Annotated in this window: 15 protein-coding genes; 8 read left to right on the top strand and 7 right to left on the bottom strand. The window is 65.2% G+C overall.

Annotated elements, in window-relative coordinates; translation table 11 throughout:
- Positions 1 to 835 precede the first annotated feature (835 nt).
- The 6 genes from pcnB to NFH97_RS10480 all read left to right on the top strand — a co-directional run bounded on the left by pcnB (position 836) and on the right by NFH97_RS10480 (position 5,430).
- Entirely contained in the window at positions 836 to 2,242 is a 1,407-nt protein-coding gene (gene pcnB, locus NFH97_RS10505; protein ID WP_045993295.1) for a polynucleotide adenylyltransferase PcnB, read from the top strand.
- A gap of 5 nt (positions 2,243 to 2,247) precedes the next feature.
- Positions 2,248 to 2,766, top strand: a complete 519-nt coding sequence (gene folK / locus NFH97_RS10500; RefSeq protein ID WP_045993296.1) for a 2-amino-4-hydroxy-6-hydroxymethyldihydropteridine diphosphokinase — start codon at positions 2,248 to 2,250, stop codon at positions 2,764 to 2,766.
- Positions 2,767 to 2,971: 205 nt separating this feature from the next.
- Positions 2,972 to 3,763 (top strand): 3-methyl-2-oxobutanoate hydroxymethyltransferase, encoded by a 792-nt coding sequence (panB, locus tag NFH97_RS10495; protein ID WP_045993297.1) that lies wholly within the window; start codon positions 2,972 to 2,974, stop codon positions 3,761 to 3,763.
- 10 nt (positions 3,764 to 3,773) lie between these two features.
- A complete protein-coding gene (gene panC / locus NFH97_RS10490; protein WP_349587258.1) occupies positions 3,774 to 4,622 on the top strand; it encodes a pantoate--beta-alanine ligase in 849 nt (282 codons plus the stop codon).
- Positions 4,623 to 4,633: 11 nt separating this feature from the next.
- A complete protein-coding gene (gene panD, locus NFH97_RS10485) occupies positions 4,634 to 5,014 on the top strand; it encodes an aspartate 1-decarboxylase (protein ID WP_045993299.1) in 381 nt (126 codons plus the stop codon).
- Between the two features lie 41 nt (positions 5,015 to 5,055).
- Positions 5,056 to 5,430, top strand: coding sequence for a translation initiation factor Sui1 (locus NFH97_RS10480; RefSeq protein ID WP_045993300.1), 375 nt, complete (start codon positions 5,056 to 5,058; stop codon positions 5,428 to 5,430).
- Between the two features lie 35 nt (positions 5,431 to 5,465).
- Here the strand turns inward: NFH97_RS10480 and NFH97_RS10475 are convergent, their stop codons facing one another.
- On the bottom strand, positions 5,466 to 6,350 hold the full coding sequence (locus NFH97_RS10475; protein ID WP_349624793.1) for an NAD-dependent protein deacetylase: 885 nt from the start codon (positions 6,348 to 6,350) through the stop codon (positions 5,466 to 5,468).
- Between the two features lie 165 nt (positions 6,351 to 6,515).
- Between NFH97_RS10475 and NFH97_RS10470 the strand changes: the two genes are divergently transcribed.
- Positions 6,516 to 7,433 (top strand): nuclease-related domain-containing protein, encoded by a 918-nt coding sequence (locus tag NFH97_RS10470; protein WP_045993302.1) that lies wholly within the window; start codon positions 6,516 to 6,518, stop codon positions 7,431 to 7,433.
- A 139-nt stretch (positions 7,434 to 7,572) separates the two neighbouring features.
- Here the strand turns inward: NFH97_RS10470 and NFH97_RS10465 are convergent, their stop codons facing one another.
- A complete protein-coding gene (locus tag NFH97_RS10465) occupies positions 7,573 to 8,469 on the bottom strand; it encodes a ribonuclease T2 family protein (protein WP_349624792.1) in 897 nt (298 codons plus the stop codon).
- On the opposite strand from NFH97_RS10465, the gene NFH97_RS10460 reads away from it, so the two are divergent.
- Complete coding sequence (locus tag NFH97_RS10460) at positions 8,468 to 9,247, top strand: ATP-grasp domain-containing protein (protein ID WP_213229402.1); 780 nt, start codon at positions 8,468 to 8,470, stop codon at positions 9,245 to 9,247. The two genes, NFH97_RS10465 and NFH97_RS10460, sit on opposite strands and share 2 nt — an antisense overlap.
- Before the next feature lie 109 nt (positions 9,248 to 9,356).
- Here NFH97_RS10460 and NFH97_RS10455 read toward each other — a convergent pair whose 3' ends face one another.
- From NFH97_RS10455 to NFH97_RS10435, 5 genes are all read right to left on the bottom strand, one after another.
- Positions 9,357 to 11,075, bottom strand: coding sequence for a BCCT family transporter (locus tag NFH97_RS10455; protein WP_348814966.1), 1,719 nt, complete (start codon positions 11,073 to 11,075; stop codon positions 9,357 to 9,359).
- Positions 11,076 to 11,248: 173 nt separating this feature from the next.
- A complete protein-coding gene (locus NFH97_RS10450) occupies positions 11,249 to 12,586 on the bottom strand; it encodes a deoxyguanosinetriphosphate triphosphohydrolase (protein ID WP_045992376.1) in 1,338 nt (445 codons plus the stop codon).
- A 184-nt stretch (positions 12,587 to 12,770) separates the two neighbouring features.
- Positions 12,771 to 14,267 carry a tripartite tricarboxylate transporter permease gene (locus NFH97_RS10445; RefSeq protein ID WP_045992377.1) on the bottom strand — a complete coding sequence of 499 codons (1,497 nt, stop codon included), beginning with the start codon at positions 14,265 to 14,267 and terminating at the stop codon, positions 12,771 to 12,773.
- Positions 14,268 to 14,269: 2 nt separating this feature from the next.
- On the bottom strand, positions 14,270 to 14,749 hold the full coding sequence (locus NFH97_RS10440) for a tripartite tricarboxylate transporter TctB family protein (protein WP_045992378.1): 480 nt from the start codon (positions 14,747 to 14,749) through the stop codon (positions 14,270 to 14,272).
- Between the two features lie 5 nt (positions 14,750 to 14,754).
- On the bottom strand, positions 14,755 to 15,741 hold the full coding sequence (locus NFH97_RS10435) for a Bug family tripartite tricarboxylate transporter substrate binding protein (RefSeq protein ID WP_108448688.1): 987 nt from the start codon (positions 15,739 to 15,741) through the stop codon (positions 14,755 to 14,757).
- Between the last annotated feature and the right edge of the window lie 16 nt (positions 15,742 to 15,757).

Genomic DNA, 15,757 nt, shown 5'->3' with positions numbered 1-15,757 from the left:
GGTAACACAAATGACCCGGCGGCTTGCTTCGAACCAACGACAATGAAGCAAGCGGCTGATAAAAAAGAAAAAAATCAAAGTAGGCACGACAACTGCAGTAAGTCTGGGCAAGAACAACAAATTCCGGCGATCGTGGGCAGCCAACAACAATAACCTGCACCGCCACGATCGAATCCGCCGCCCCAACAACAACGCTTCCAGGTGAAGCAGGCGGATTGGGCACTAGGCACCGCAGCCTTGACAACAACAATACGGACCTGCGGAGCTATCACTCGTCGAACAACAACAAGACGACGAGGCCCGGAGTACCAGGACGCGACGCGCCAACGATGACCGACCAACAAGAACAACAGGGTCGTCAGAGCGCACTCCCGGCAACAATGCCAATAATCCGGGAGGAGGCATGATCCCATGCCGTCGTGGTTGGACTATTGTTTTGAATACGAGACGGTCGCCGTCAGGAGCGCCAATAACAACAACATCATTGCTTGCCTGAAACTCCTTGGTGACTGTGGTGCGTATTCAAGGCGATGCGCCATCACGAAGAAAAATTAGCAGCACGGACGCTGCATCCTGCTTTGATGGGGAGGCCCTTGGCCTCCCCTTCTGCTGTCTGGCCTCCGAGCGTCAAGCCAGTCGTTGCCCCGCCAGACGAGACAGCCCCCAAGGGCTCAATCGCCATGGGCAACCGGACCTTTTGCGCCTCTTCGCAGCACGAACACTGCGCCGACTGTCGTCCTTGACACCCGAGCGGCTTTGTCCACTGCGCTTTGCAAGGCCGGGAGCGTCCGCTACACTCATCACCTTTCCGTACCCCGCGAGTCCAAATCGCCGCATGATCAAAGGATTTACCCGCTTTCTACAGAGCCCAGGCGAGCACTTGAAGTCGCTGTTCGGCGCTCAGGAAGCCGCCGCAGGACCGCCGATGCCCCGCGTACTCACACGCGACGAACACCCCGTGTCCCGTCGCCAGTTCAGCGAAGCCTCCCTCAAGGTGCTCTACCGCCTGCACAACGCCGGCTACGAAGCCTATCTGGTCGGAGGCTGCCTGCGTGACTCCCTGCTCGGGATCGCTCCCAAGGATTTCGACGTGGCCACCGACGCCACGCCGGAGCAGGTCAAGCAGCTGTTTCGCAATTCACGCATCATCGGCCGTCGCTTCCGTATCGTGCACGTGCGTTTCGGCCGCGAGGTCATCGAGGTCACCACCTTCCGTGGCAAGCCCCGTGACGACCACGGCGAGCATGTCGCCTCCCAGTCCGATGACGGCCTGCTGCTGCGCGACAACGTCTGGGGCAATATCGAGGAAGACGCGCTGCGTCGCGACTTCACCGTCAACGCCCTGTACTACAGCATTGCCGACTTCAGCCTGCATGACTTCGCCGGCGGGGTCGACGACATCGAGTCGCGTACCCTGCGCCTGATCGGCGACCCGGAGACCCGCTACCGCGAGGACCCGGTGCGCATGCTTAGGGCCATCCGCTTCGCCGCCAAGCTCGACTTCGATATCGCCCCGGATACCGAGGCGCCGATCGCTGAGATGGCGCCGCTGCTGTTGCAGATTCCTCCGGCGCGGCTATTCGACGAGATCCTCAAGCTGTTCCTGTCCGGCGAGGGTCTGACCACCTTCCGTCTGCTGCGGGACTATGGCCTGTTCGCGATGCTGTTCCCCGAAGCCGACGAGTGCATGGCCGAGCTACCCTGGGCCGAGCCGCTGATCGAGCAGGCACTGGAAAGCACCGACCGTCGCATTCGCGAGGATCGCCCGGTCACGCCCGCCTTCCTGCTGGCCGCCTTCATGTGGGGGCCGGTGCAGCTGCGCCAGCGTGATCTCGAGGCCGACGGCATGCCTCCCGTTCCGGCCCTGCAGACCGCCGCCCAGCAGGTCATCAGCCGCGAGCTGCAGCACGTATCACTGCCCAAGCGCTTCAGCATGCCGATGCGAGACATCTGGGACCTGCAGCAGCGTCTGCCGCTACGTCGTGGCAAGCGTGCCTTCCAGACCCGTGACCATCCGCGCTTCCGTGCCGCCTACGACTTTCTGCTGCTGCGCGAGGCCGCCGGCGAACTCGAACCGGGACTGGGTGACTGGTGGACCGCCTTTCAGGAAGCCGACGAGCACGAACAGCGCCGTCTGCTGGGCAAGGTAGGCGCCGACCCTGCCGGCACCGCCGCCCCGCGCAAGCGCCGTCGCCGGCGGCGCAAGCCGCGCCCGCAACAACCGCCGCAGTCGGACGAGTGAACCAGGTGGGGCGCCATACCCAGGCCTTTATCGGCCTCGGCAGCAATCTCGACGCCCCCCGTCGTCAGGTCGAGCAGGCTCTCGAGGAGCTCGACCGGCTGCCGTTGACGCGTCGAGTCGCGGCCTCTCGGCTGTACGCCAGCCGCCCGGTCGGTCCCCAGGACCAGCCCGACTACGTCAACGCCGTGGCCGAACTCCACACCCGGCTGTCGCCGCTGGCCCTGCTCGACCAACTGCAGGCGCTGGAGCAACGTCATCGACGCGTACGCCAGCGCCACTGGGGGCCCCGCACCCTTGATCTCGACCTGTTGTGGATGGGCAACGCCGAGTGGCGCCACCCGCGCCTCACGCTGCCACACCCGGAATTGGTAAACCGCGCCTTCGTGGTACTGCCGCTGGCCGAGATCGCCACAGACCTCAGATTGCCCGACGGTCAGACCCTGGCATCGCTGGCCGAGCGCTGGAACGGCGCCCTCACCTCGGGTGATCTATCCCCATTGAACGCCACCGAGGCCGTTCGCTGAGCACCTGGAGCCCAGGTGGCCCGAAGCCTCCAGGCACTCACTAGACGCCGATCGACCTCTACCACTTTGGTCGCTGTTACCTTGAACCCTGCTCTGCCTTGGTCAACGTTACCTATCGACACAGATTCACCCATCGGTAACAATCCGCGGTGATCACTCTGGGGCGGTCATAGAAGTCGCCCCACCGCCAACACGAGAACACGCCATGACTTCCGTCACCCTGAGCTCGCTGAAGGCTCGCAAGCGCGCCGGTGAACCCTTCAGCTGCCTGACCGCCTATGACGCCTCCTTTGCCGCCGCCGCCGGGCGCGCCGGCATCGACGTGCTGCTGGTCGGGGATTCCCTTGGCATGGTCCTGCAGGGGCACGACAGCACCCTGCCGGTCACCATGGACGACATCCTCTACCACACCCGCTGCGTGGCACGCGGCAAGGGCGACAGCCTGCTGATGGTCGATCTGCCATTCATGGGCAATCCCAGTCGCGAGCGCCTGCTGGACAACGCCGCCGCGCTGATGAGGGCCGGCGCCGAGCTGGTCAAGGTCGAGGGTGAGGGCTGGATGGCCGATGACATCCGTGAACTCACCCGTCGCGGGGTGCCCGTCTGCGCCCATCTGGGGCTGACCCCCCAGACCGTGCATCAGCTCGGTGGCTACAAGGTCCAGGGACGCGAGGCCGAAGCCGCCAGCCGTATCCTCGAGGACGCCCGAGCGCTGGTCGAGGCCGGCGCCTCGGTGATCCTGCTGGAGTGCGTGCCGGCGAGTCTCGGTCGTGCCGTCAGTGAAGCTCTGGAAGTGCCGGTGATCGGTATCGGCGCCGGCCCCGACACCGACGGCCAGATCCTGGTGATGCACGACGTGCTCGGCGTGACCCACGGGCGGACCCCGCGCTTCGTCAAGAACTTCCTGGCCGAAGCCGAGGACATCGAAGGCGCCTTCCGTCGCTACCACGAAGCGGTGCTGGCGCGGGAGTTCCCGGCTGCCGAGCACTGCTTCTAGGAGGTCTGCGATGCACGTCCATTCCGCCATCGCCAAGCTTCGCGAAGCGCTCGCGCCTCACCGCCGCAGTGGTGCCCGCATCGGCCTGGTGCCGACCATGGGCAACCTTCACCAGGGCCACCTGGCGCTAGTGGAAGCGGCCCGCGAGCGCTGTGACCTGGTGGTCGCCTCGATCTTTGTCAATCCGCTGCAGTTCGGCCCCAGCGAAGACCTGGACAACTATCCGCGCACCCTCGAGGCGGACCTGGCCAAGCTCGAGGCCGCTGGCTGCGACATGGTGTTCACCCCGACCCCGGCGACCATGTACCCCGACGGCCTCGACGGCCAGACCCTGGTGCGGGTACCCGAGGTCAGCGAAGGCCTGTGCGGCGGCGCCCGACCCGGCCACTTCGACGGCGTCTCGACCGTGGTCAGCATGCTGTTCCATATCGTCCAGCCGGACGTCGCCTGCTTCGGCGAAAAGGACTACCAGCAACTGGCGGTCATTCGCCGCATGGTCCACGACATGCACATGCCGATCGAGATCATCGGGGTGCCCACGGTGCGCGAGGCCTCGGGACTGGCGCTATCGTCGCGCAACGGCTACCTGAGCGAGGCCGAGCACGCCACCGCCGCCGAACTGCAGGCCACCCTGGTGACGCTTGCGCGCAGCCTCGAGGCCGGCGCCGACATCGACGCCACCCTTAAAGAGGGACGCGCGCGCCTGGCCTCCCACGGCTTTGCTCCCGACTATCTGGAGCTGCGCGCCCGTGACCTCGGCGCGGTGACCGCCACCACCCGTGACGCCATCCTGCTGGTGGCCGCCCGTCTCGGCGCCACGCGACTGATCGACAACCTCACTGTGACGCTACCTCGATAGGAGCCCCCTAGATGTACACCATCATGCTCAAGGCCAAGCTGCACATGGCTCGCGTGACCCACGCCGTGCTCAACTACGAAGGCTCCTGCGCCATCGACGGTGAACTGCTCGACCTCGCCGGTATCCGCGAAAACGAACAGATCCAGATCTACAACGTCGAGAACGGCCAGCGCTTCACCACCTATGCCATCCGTGCCGAGGAAGGCTCCAAGGTGATTTCGGTCAACGGCGCCGCTGCCCACCTGGCAAGCGAAGGCCAGCGCGTGATCATCTGCAGCTACGCCCACTACAGCGACAGCGAACTCGACCAGCACAAGCCCTCCCTGGTCTACCTCCAGGAAGGCAACGAGATCAGCCACACCAGCAACGCCATCCCGGTCCAGCTGGCCTGATCCGACCGCACCATCGCACCACCCGACAGGAGCGCACCACCATGGCATCGCTGAAGGAACAACTCGGCTCGCTGGTCTACTCCACCGAACACGGCGACATCTGCCCGGACTGCCGTGAACCGAAGGACGCCTGCCGCTGCGACGAGATCCAGGACCAGGCGCGCCTGGCCAGCCTGGACGGGGTGGTGCGAATCCGCCGGGAAACCAGCGGACGCAAGGGCAAGGGCGTCACCACCATCGACGGCGTGCCGCTTGCCGACAAGGAGTTGAAGGCTCTGGCCAAGGAGCTGAAGAAACGCTGCGGCACCGGTGGCGCGCTGAAGGACGGCGTCATCGAGATCCAGGGCGACCATCGCCAGGTGTTGAAAGACGCCCTGGAGAAGAAAGGCTACAGGGTCAAGCTGGCCGGAGGCTGAGCGCTGGCTCGCCTGAGAAGTGCCTGGGCCGGCGCCTAGCCCAGATCCTGGACCAGCGCTTCCAGCGCCTGATCGGCCGGGGCCTCGAGCTTGACGTCGAACAGTTCATCGGCGCGGGTGCGCCCCAGATTGATGCAGGCCACCGGGCGTCCCACCTTCACGCTTTCGCGCACGAAGCGAAAGCCGGAATAGACCATCAGCGAACTGCCGACCACCAGCAGGGCGTCGCTGTCCTCGAGCAGCCCTCGGGCGCTGGCCAGCGTCGCCGCTGGCACGTTGTCGCCGAAGAACACCACATCGGGCTTCCAGATACCGTCGCCACAGCGGCCACAGGAGGGCACCCGAAAGCTCGAGAAGTCCGCCTCCAGGTCCGCATCGCCGTCCGGCGCAGGCCGCACCGGAGACGTTTGCGCCACCCACTGCGGATTGCAGCGTGCCAGCTCATCGTGCAGGGCATGGCGCATCTGGCGCGCACCGCAGCTCATGCACACCACCAGATCCGCCCTGCCGTGCAGATCGATGACCCGCCGGGTCCCCGCGCGCTGGTGCAGACCATCGACGTTCTGGGTGATCACCCCGGAGACCTTGCCGCGCAGTTCGAGCTCGGCGATGGCCCGGTGCGCCGCGTTGGGGCTGGCCTCATTGAGCACACGAAAGCCGATCATCGCCCGCGCCCAGTAGCGCTGACGCGAGGCGTGGCGAGACATGAAGTCGCGATGGTCGATCGGCGGCGAACGCTTCCACTCGCCCTGGGCGTCACGATAGTCGGGGATACCGCTGGCGGTGCTGATGCCGGCGCCACTAAGCACCGCGATGCGCCGGTGACGACAGACGAGAGCGTACAGCGCATCCATCGCCGACGCTGACGCGTCTCGGTTGACGCAAGTTCGAGCCTCGCTACCGCCGCCGACATTCGTCATTGCTCCTCCCCTTGTGACCGCGCACCAACACCCGGGGCAGGCCCGTCAGCCCAGCCCCCAAGGCCAAGACTACCCCCGGGCGATCGATAAGACCAAGGGCGCCATGGCCCAACAGGCACGTCGTTGTCTACAATGGACGGGATTCTTCACGGGCAAGGAGTGCCGATGGCCTGGCTGGACTACCTGCTGCCGCTGTTCTTTCTGTTCCCCCTCGCGGCGGCCGCCACGGTGGTGGTGGCACTCCGAAGCCTGCACGACGCGCGAGTACGCTCGCCGTTCGACGCCCATCCACTGCGTGAGCCTGGGCAGGCCCTGCGCGATCGGCTGGATCGCGCCTTCGCCACCCTGTTCCTCAACGCCGCCCTCGGCCCCGTACTGGTGCTGACCCCACTGGTCTACGGCATGGGCAGGATGCTGTTCTCGCGCCACCAGAACTGGATCGAATGGGCGCTCTACGGTGTGCTGTGCACACTGCTGGCGATCGTGGTCAGCTTCCGACTGATGCGTGACTACCAGCGTATCCGTCGACTGAAGCTGGGGCTCGCCTGCGAACTGGCCGTGGGCCAGGAGCTCGAACGCCTGATTCGTCCCGAAGCCCACCCCTACTTCGTGTTCCACGACGTACCCGCCGACACCTTCGTGATCGACCACGTGGCGATCACCCCCCACGCCGTCTTCGTCATCGAGACCCGTGCCCGCACCCCGGCCATCAGTCCCGCCGGCGAGACCGAGGACACCGTGGTGGTCGAACACGAGCGCCTGCGCTTTCCCGGCTGGATGGAGCGACGCCCCCAGCGCAAGGCCCGCCAGGCCACCCGCTGGGTCGCTTCCTGGCTATGTCGCGAACTGGGGCAGCCGGTGCCGGTCAAGGGCATCCTTGCCCTGCCCGGCTGGAAAATCGAACGTGAGGTCCCCGACGACGATCTTGCCGTGGTCAGCGGCGAAGGCCTGGCCGCCCATCTGACCGACGCCTGCCCTGGTATCGCACCGATGGATCCGACGCTGCACGACCGGGTCATCGAGGCCTTGAACCGGCGAACACTGACGCGGGAACTTGGCCACCTGGAAGGCCCGTCCATCTAGGCTCTGTCCGAGAAGTCGACGAGCGAAGGTTAGACAAGGCAAAAATCGGTGAGAAAGCGCAGTTTACGGGGTGTAAATGAGCATTTTGATCCGATTTTTAACGCAGTATTACCGAGCGCAGGCACTTTTCGGACGAGCCCTAGAAGCGGCGCAGCTCGATCCGGCCGGGGCAGCGGCCATGATCCACCGGAGCGAAACTCTTTCTGGCCGGGAAGTCATCGATATGCTCCGCCTCCAGGCCGATGCGCACCTCGGTGAGCAGTCGGTTGCCCGAGCCCCCGCACTGCAGCGACAGGGAGCTGCCGGTACCCCGGCCGAAAGCCTCCTCGAAGGCCGCGATCAGCGCATTGCGCCTGACCGTCGAACCTCGGTTGTCGCGCATGAAGTCCCCCAGGGCCCCGGCGTTGACGATCTCGGTCAGCGCCAGGGCACCGTCGAAGAAGTCATCATCGCTGATCGACAGGCAGGCACCGTGCTTGGCGTACTCGTAACGGTCGAGGCAGCTGGCCCTGCCGGGCATGGCGTCGTCGAGCTCCTGTTCAAGCGATGAGCCGATATCGATGGCAGGCCCTGCCTGGCAGAAATCGCCCGCTGGCCTCGGGCGTTCAAGAAAGCAGCCCTGGCGGCGCCACTCGCTGACACTGACGCCCTGTGAGATCAGCCTGACGGGGCGTGACGGCCACAGCCCGTGGATCACGAAGCCATCGTCGGCCCCGACCATCAGCGACGGATCCCGGCACTCTCGTGGCGGCTGACGACGGCTGGCGCAGAATCCGGGATGCCAGGTCAGCGCCAGCACATAATGATCGAAGTGCTCTCGCTCGAGATCCTCCAGTGCCTCACGCTGCTCCTGCGGCTCGTGGGCCTGGGCGCCAGCGACCATGGTGAGGGCCAGCAGCACCGCAGCCAGCGCGCGCCATGGTTGCCGTCGACGGGCTCCCCGGCCACCCTGCCGCCTTGCAATCGGCGACCACAGTTGGCAAGGTGCGCCGCCTCGCTTCAATCCTCTTTCGTCTTTCTCGGATGACTGTCTCATGAACCTGATCACCTTCGATCCGTTACGGAGTCTGGGGGTCCCGGGGGCGCGATACATCAAGCCTGAGCACATGAATGACCATCGCCAGGCCCTGGCCGATGCCGACGCCCTGCTGTTCCCCGAATACTGGCAGATCAATGCCCTGGCCTACGGCCTCAATCCGCGCGTCTTTCCCAGTCTACCCAGCTATCACCTGGGTCACGACAAGATCGAACAGACCCGCGCCTTCCAGGCCTGCTGCCCCGAGGCAACGCCCGATACCGCCATCCTCGGGGTCAATTCAGACGCCATCCACCAGGTGGAGGCGCGCTTCGGCTACCCGTTCGTGGTCAAGCGGGTGCGCAGCTCCATGGGCGAGGGCGTGCGCCTGATTCGCTCCCGCGAGGCGCTGATCGATCACCTGTCCAGCGAGAATCTGCTCTACGCCCAGCGCTACCTGCCCATCGAACGCGACCTGCGCATCGTGGTGGTCGGGCGCAGGGTGCTGGCCGCCTACTGGCGCGAGAGCCCGCTGGGCGACTTTCGCACCAATGTGGCACGCGGCGGCGAGATCCGCCACGACCCGGTGCCGGCCTCCGCCATCGAGCTTGCCACCACCCTGGCCCAGCGCCTGGGCATCGATCACGCCGGCTTCGACATCGCCATGGTCGACGACGCCCCGATGGTGCTGGAGTTCAACCGCCTGTTCGGCAACCAGGGTATCGACTCCCCCGAGACCAGCGTGGGAGAGGCGATCCTCGAACACCTCGAGCAGGATAGCTGGCGCCAGGCGGCCTGATCCTTGCTGGTCGCCGCTCTCGGAGCTATCCCCCTTCACAGGATCGACCACAAGAAAACGGGCCACCGTCGCAATGACGGTGGCCCGGGCAGTCGGCGTTGAGCGCTGATTACAGCCGTGAAGGATGGCTCGCCGGGTCGCCCTCCTGGTGGGGCTTGTCGTCATGATCGACACCGTGGTGCTCCCCTTCCGGCAACTCCCAGGTGCCTTCCTCGGTCCAGGGATCATCCTCGGGGAATTCCTCGATATAGATTTCCTTGTCGGTGTAGTCGGGCTGATAGCGCAGATCGTAGTGGGCCGCCCGGACGGTCGAGATGCACAACAACAGCGCCACCAGCAGCAAGGGCACACCCCCTACCACCGAGGCCGTCTGCAGGGTCTCGAGTCCACCGATGAACATCAGCACCGCCGGCATGAACGACAGCGCAAAGGCCCAGAACAGTCGATTCCAGCGCATCGGTTCCTCGTCGACCTCCTTCTGTACCACCGCCGCCAGGATGTAGGAGATGGAGTCGAAGGTGGTGGCGGTGAAGATCAGCGCCAGCAGGGTGAAGGCGAAGATCACCAGGTAGCTCAGCGGCAGGGTCGACAGGGTAGCGAAGATCGCCGCCGTGGGGCTCTGCTCATTAAGGATGGTGACCAGATCCAGGGTGCCGGACAGTTGCAGGTAGAGACCGTAGTTGCCGAGGATGATGAAGAAAAGGGCGCATCCCAGGGTACCGAAGAAGATCGAGCCCGCGACCATGGAGCGGATGGTGCGGCCGCGGGAGATGCGCGCGATGAACAGGCCGACGCTGGGGGCGAACACCAGCCACCAGGCCCAGTAGAAGATGGTCCAGTCCTGAGGGAAGTGGGTGTCCTGGAAATTCTCGAAGCGGGCGAAGGGCTCGGTCCAGGTGCCCATGTGCACCAGATTGCTGAGCACCCTGCCAAGGGCATCCAGGCCGGTGCTGGCCATGAACTGGGTCGGCCCGACGATGAAGACGAAGGTCAGCAGCGATACCGCTAGCCAGAAGTTGATGTCCGACAGCACCTTGATGCCCTTCTTGAGGCCGACGAAGGCGCTGTAGCCGAAGACAACGGTACACAGCATCAGCACGAAGATGCGCGTCGCCAGGGTCTTCGGAAAACCGAACAGCTCATGCAGCCCCTCGTTGATCAAGGGCGCCGCCAGTCCCAGGGTGGTGGCACCGCCGCCCAGCATACCGAACACGAACAGCACGTCGATCAGCTTGCCCGGCCAGCGGTGGGCTCGGCTCTCGCCCAGCACCGGCATCAGCGCCTCGCTGATCTTGAGCACGCTGTGATTGCGCACGTAGTAGAAGTAGGCAATGGGAATCGCCGGGATCAGATAGATCGACCAGGCCACCGGCCCCCAGTGGAAGATACCGTAGGCCGCCGCCCAGCGTGCCGCATCCGGCGACTGAGGTTCCACATGGAAGGGTGGCGCCTGGTAGTAGTAGATCCACTCGATCATCGACCAGTAGAGGATCGAGGCGCCGATACCGGCGCAGAACAGCATCGCCGCCCAGGACAGGGTCGAGAACTCCGGCTGCTCCTCAGGGTCACCCAGCTTGATCTGGCCGATATCGCTGAACACGATGAACAGCATGAAGCCGCTGGCCCCGAGCCCCAGGGCCAGATACAGCACACCGAGCTCATTGGTAATGAAGTTCTTGGCCGCGATGACCCAGGTTGCTCCCTGTTCGGGGAACACCACCAGAGGCAGAGTGACAGCAAGGAGGAGAAACAGCGAACCGAAGAAGGTGGGCTTGTCGATCGCATCAAAGCCTTGATCGGAAGAGGCGGGGGAGGATTTCCTTTTCACGGGCCATACCTTGTTATCGTTTTCCCCAGTATACGCAGTCTTGCTGCATCAAACGTAATCCATTGACTTAGGCCGCGCAGCGACAAACGCCCTATCGTCCGCCGCTCGACTCCCTTGGCCGGAACGCCCTGGTTCACTCACCGCGAGCTTACCGCCTGAACACACTCAGTTTTTCAATCACCACGTAGCTTTCCGCCCATCTCCTGGGCCAGGTCGACCGCGTAGTGATCGGTCATCCCACCGATAAAGTCGAGCATGCGTCGATAGCTGTCGTACAAAGACCAGGACGGCAGCGGGGTGTTCTCGCCGATCAGCGCCAGCACCCGCTGGTGCTTGAAGCTCGAATGGCCGGTGTGGTGCAACTCGTGGGCCGCGCCGATAAAGGCCTCGAGCAGAATGCCGAGGGTGGTGTAGGCACCGATCTCCAGCTTGGCCTTGCGGGTATTGCGGAAGATGCGCTTGCGCGCCAGCTGCTTGGCCAGCTTGACCCCCCAGTCCAGATCCGGGTGGCACAGCTCCAGCAGGTCATCCTGAAGCGTTCCGGAAAGCAGCTCCTGCTCATGCTCGACGAACACCTGGCCCACGTCGGTGACCGCTCGCTCCATGGCCGCCCCTCGCAGCGCCGCGATACGCCGGCGTTGAGATACACCGGCACGGTTCATCTCGGCGTAGTCCGACGGCTCGCCACCGGCGATCTGGGTCAGAATCTCGGCCACCTCGTCGAAGGCCAGGATATCCATCTCCACCCCGTCCTCGAGGTCAAGCAGGGCGTAGCAGATGTCATCGGCGGCCTCCACCAGCCAGGCCAGCGGATGGCGACACCAGCGGTGCTCGCCCTGGGGAATCAGTCCCAGATGGTCGGCCACCTGCTCAAGTGCACCGAGTTCGCTCTGATAGCAGCCGAACTTGCCGGCCTTGCCACCGTGGGTCACCGTCCACGGATACTTGAGCAGGGTACCGAGGGTCGCTGCGGTCAGGCGCATGCCGCCGCGAAACTGGTTGTACTCGATCTGGGTGACGATACGAAAGCCCTGGGCGTTGCCTTCGTAGGTCAGCAGGTCCTCGCGCTCCAGCGGCGACAGTCCATCGAGCAGCCCGCTGCCGTTGACCTCGGCGCACTTGAACCAGTCGCGGATGGCGTACTCACCGGCATGGCCAAAAGGGGGGTTGCCGATGTCGTGCCCCAGACAGGCCGCCTGGATGATCACCCCCAGATCCGCCGGAGTGATCCAGTCGGGCAGGCGGTCACGCAGCAGCTCGCCCACGCTCATGCCCAGCGAGCGGCCGACGCAGCCCACTTCAAGCGAGTGGGTCAGGCGGGTGTGGATATGGTCGTTGTCGGTGAGGGGATGCACCTGGGTCTTGCGTCCCAGGCGGCGAAAGGAGCCGGCGAAGACGATGCGATCGTGATCCTTGTGGAAGGGACTGCGTCCCACCTCGTCACGAGTCCCGCCACGCGGATCGTGCAGTCGGCCCGGATCGAGCAGTCGTTCCCAGTTCATGGTCTTCATCGATGGCCCCTCCTTGTGGCCCTCCATTCTGACACCCGGGACGACACCTGCAAGGCCACGACCGCGAGGTCGCCAGGACCCTCATGACAGGCCCTAGGCGCATCGATGGAAAGTCGATGGAAAGGCCCGGTGGATACACCTCCACCGGGCCCTCTTTCTTTAGCGACGCTTTAGCGACGCTTCTCTACGCCAGCCGACGCTTGAGCATCATGGCGTAGACCGCTCCGGCCACGATCAGGGTGGCGGCGAAGGCGTAGATCCCGATCGAGATCCCGCTGTTGACCAGGATGCTCCAGTCACCACCGCTGATCGACATCGCCCGGCGCAGATTGAACTCCATCTGCCCACCCAGCAGCAGGCCGAGCACAACCGGCACGGTGGGAATCTCGAGCTTTCTGAGCACATAGCCGAGCACCCCGAAGGCCAGCATCATGTACAGATCGAAGGGGCTGTTATTGAGCGAATAGACCCCGACAAAGGCGATCAGAACCACCATCGGCATCAGCAGCCAGCTGGGGGCCTGCAGCACCCGGGCGAACAGTCCCACCAGCGGTACGTTGAGCACCAGCAGCATGATGTTGCCGATAAACAGCGCTGCCACCAGCCCCCACACCATCTCGGGCTGCTGGGCGAACAAAAGCGGCCCCGGGGTGATGTTCATCGACAGCAGCAGGGCCAGCAGAATCGCGGTGGTGCCGCTGCCGGGAATGCCCAGCGACAGCATCGGAATCAGCGCGCCACCGGCGGCGGCGTTGTTGCCTGCCTCGGGCGCGGCCACACCGCGCGGGTCGCCGTTGCCGAAGTCCCCCTTGGCTCCCAGCCAGCGCTTCTCGAGCATGTAGGACAGGAAGCTGCCGAGCGAGGCGCCAGCGCCGGGCAGCACCCCGGAGACGAAGCCGATCAGCGAGCCACGACCGATGGTGCCCTTGCAGGACAGCGACGCCTTCATCCCCGGCCAGGCCGAGCCCAGCTTGATATGCGGCTTGTCGGCGTCGTGGCGCTGTTCGAGAAACACCAGGCATTCGGAGATGGCGAACAGTCCCACCAGGGCCACGATAAAGTCGATGCCGTCATAGAGCTCGAAGGTGCCGAAGGTGTAGCGCGCGACGCTGGACACCGGGTCGATGCCCACGGTCCCCAGCAGCAGGCCCAGACAGGCGGCGATGAAACTCTTGGTAAAGCTGCCGCTGGTCACCCCGCCGATGGTGGCAAAGGCCAGCAGGAACAGCGCGAAGTACTCGGCCGGACCGAACTTGATCGCCAGGTCCACCAACAGCGGCGCGAACAGCGTAAGCCCGATGGTGGCGATGGTGGCGCCGACGAAGGAAGCCACCGCCGACAGCCCCAGGGCCTCGCCGCCGCGCCCCTTGAGGGCCATCGGGTAGCCGTCCAGAGTGGTCATCATCGCCGGCTCGTCGCCGGGGATATTGAGCACGATGGAACTGATCCGCCCACCGTACATGCAGCCATAGTAGACGCTGACCAGCAGGATCAGCGCGGCGGTGGGATCCAGGCCGAAGTTGAAGGCCAGCGGGATCATCAGCGCCACCCCGTTGACCGGGCCGAGCCCTGGCAGCGCCCCGATCAGGGTTCCCACGGCGCAGCCGATCAGCGCCAGCAGCAGAAATTCCGGCTGGGTCGCCACGGCGAAGCCCTGGGCAAGAAAGGCAAGCGTTTCCATGATCAGTGTCCCCCTCCCCACCAGGGCACGTCCGGCAAGGGCATGCCGAGGGCAAACTCGAACAGTGCGTACAGCCCCAGCGCCAGTCCTGTGCCGGCGATCAGCGCCTGGCCCCAGGCCGCGCCGAACAGCCGCGTCAGTACGATGGCGCAGGCCAGGGTGGCGGGAACAAACCCCAGCGGCTCGAGCAGGCCAGCGTAGGCCGCCAGCAGCAGCAGCACCGCCAGCTGTCGGGCCAGGCCGGCACGATCCGGCCAGCGCTCGTTGAAGCCCGGGCGCAGGATCAGGTAGGCCGACAGCGCCGCCAGCGGCAGGCTGACCAGCCGGGGGAAAGCCCCCGGCCCCACCGGCTGCATGAAGCCGGTGACGAAGCTATGAGAATGCCACCAGGCCCCCAGCGCCAGCACCAGCAGCACCGCGCCGGCCAGGCGATCGCCGACCTGGGCCGGCCGGCGATGCTGGTGAGCGTCGAGGTCGCTCATCTGACTCATTGAATAACCCCGATCTCGCGCGAGATGGCCTCGACGCGCTGGATGGATTCCTCGACGAAACTCGAGAAGTCGTCACCGCCACGCCACAGCGGCACCAGGCCATTCTGGGCTGCCACGTCCTTCCACTCGTCGCTGGCGTAAAGGTTCTCGAGGTCTTCGACCATGCTGGCGTAGTCCTCGTCGGAGACCTCGCCGCCGGTGTAGAAGCCGCGCCAGTTGTAGCCGGTGACGTCATAGCCCTGGCTGACCGCGGTGGGCAGCTCGTCGAAGGGCTCGGGCAGCGGATCATCCGACATCACCGCCAGCACCCGCACGTCACCGGACTCGATGAAGCCGGCGACCTCGCCCAGGTCGGTGGAAACCACGTCCACGTGGTTGCCCATCATCTGGGTTACCGCGGGGCCGCCGCCGTCGAACTGCACCCAGCGCAGGGCGCCGACCTGGTCGCCGGGCAGGCCCGCGGCCTTGGCCAGCATCAATGCCCGAATGTGATCCCAGCCACCGGCACCGCTGGAGCCGGCCATGGCCACCGAGGTCGGATCGGCGACGATGGCCTCCAGCAGTTGCTCGAGGGACTCGTACTCGCTCTCGTCGTCGACCAGGATGACGCCGACGTCGGTACCGAGCATGCCCAGCCAGCGCATGGTCTCGGCACCCCCGGGATAGCGACCCTGGGCAATCTGGGTCATGCCCACGGTGCTGGTGGCGACGATCAGGTTGCTGTCATCGGCACGCTTGGAGGCCACGTTGGAGAAGGCCACCGCGCCGACACCGCCGGGCATGTTGGTGACCTGCACCGAGCCGTCGGTCAGTTCCAGGTCGGTGAGCAGCTTGCCGACACTGCGGCAGGTGAAGTCCCAGCCGCCACCGGGGTCGGCCGGGGCGATGCACTCGTCGATGGGCAGGGCGCTGGCCGAGGTCGAGACACCGAGGCCGAGCGCGAGCAGCGGCAGGCCGAGGCGAGTGGTCAGAGTCGAGGGCATGGAAGGCTCCTTGTTT

Origin of the sequence: Halomonas sp. SCS19 (assembly GCF_040147015.1) — a bacterium.
GTDB classification, from domain to species: Bacteria; Pseudomonadota; Gammaproteobacteria; order Pseudomonadales; family Halomonadaceae; genus Halomonas; species Halomonas litopenaei.
This window is presented reverse-complemented; position numbering and strand designations above follow the sequence as displayed.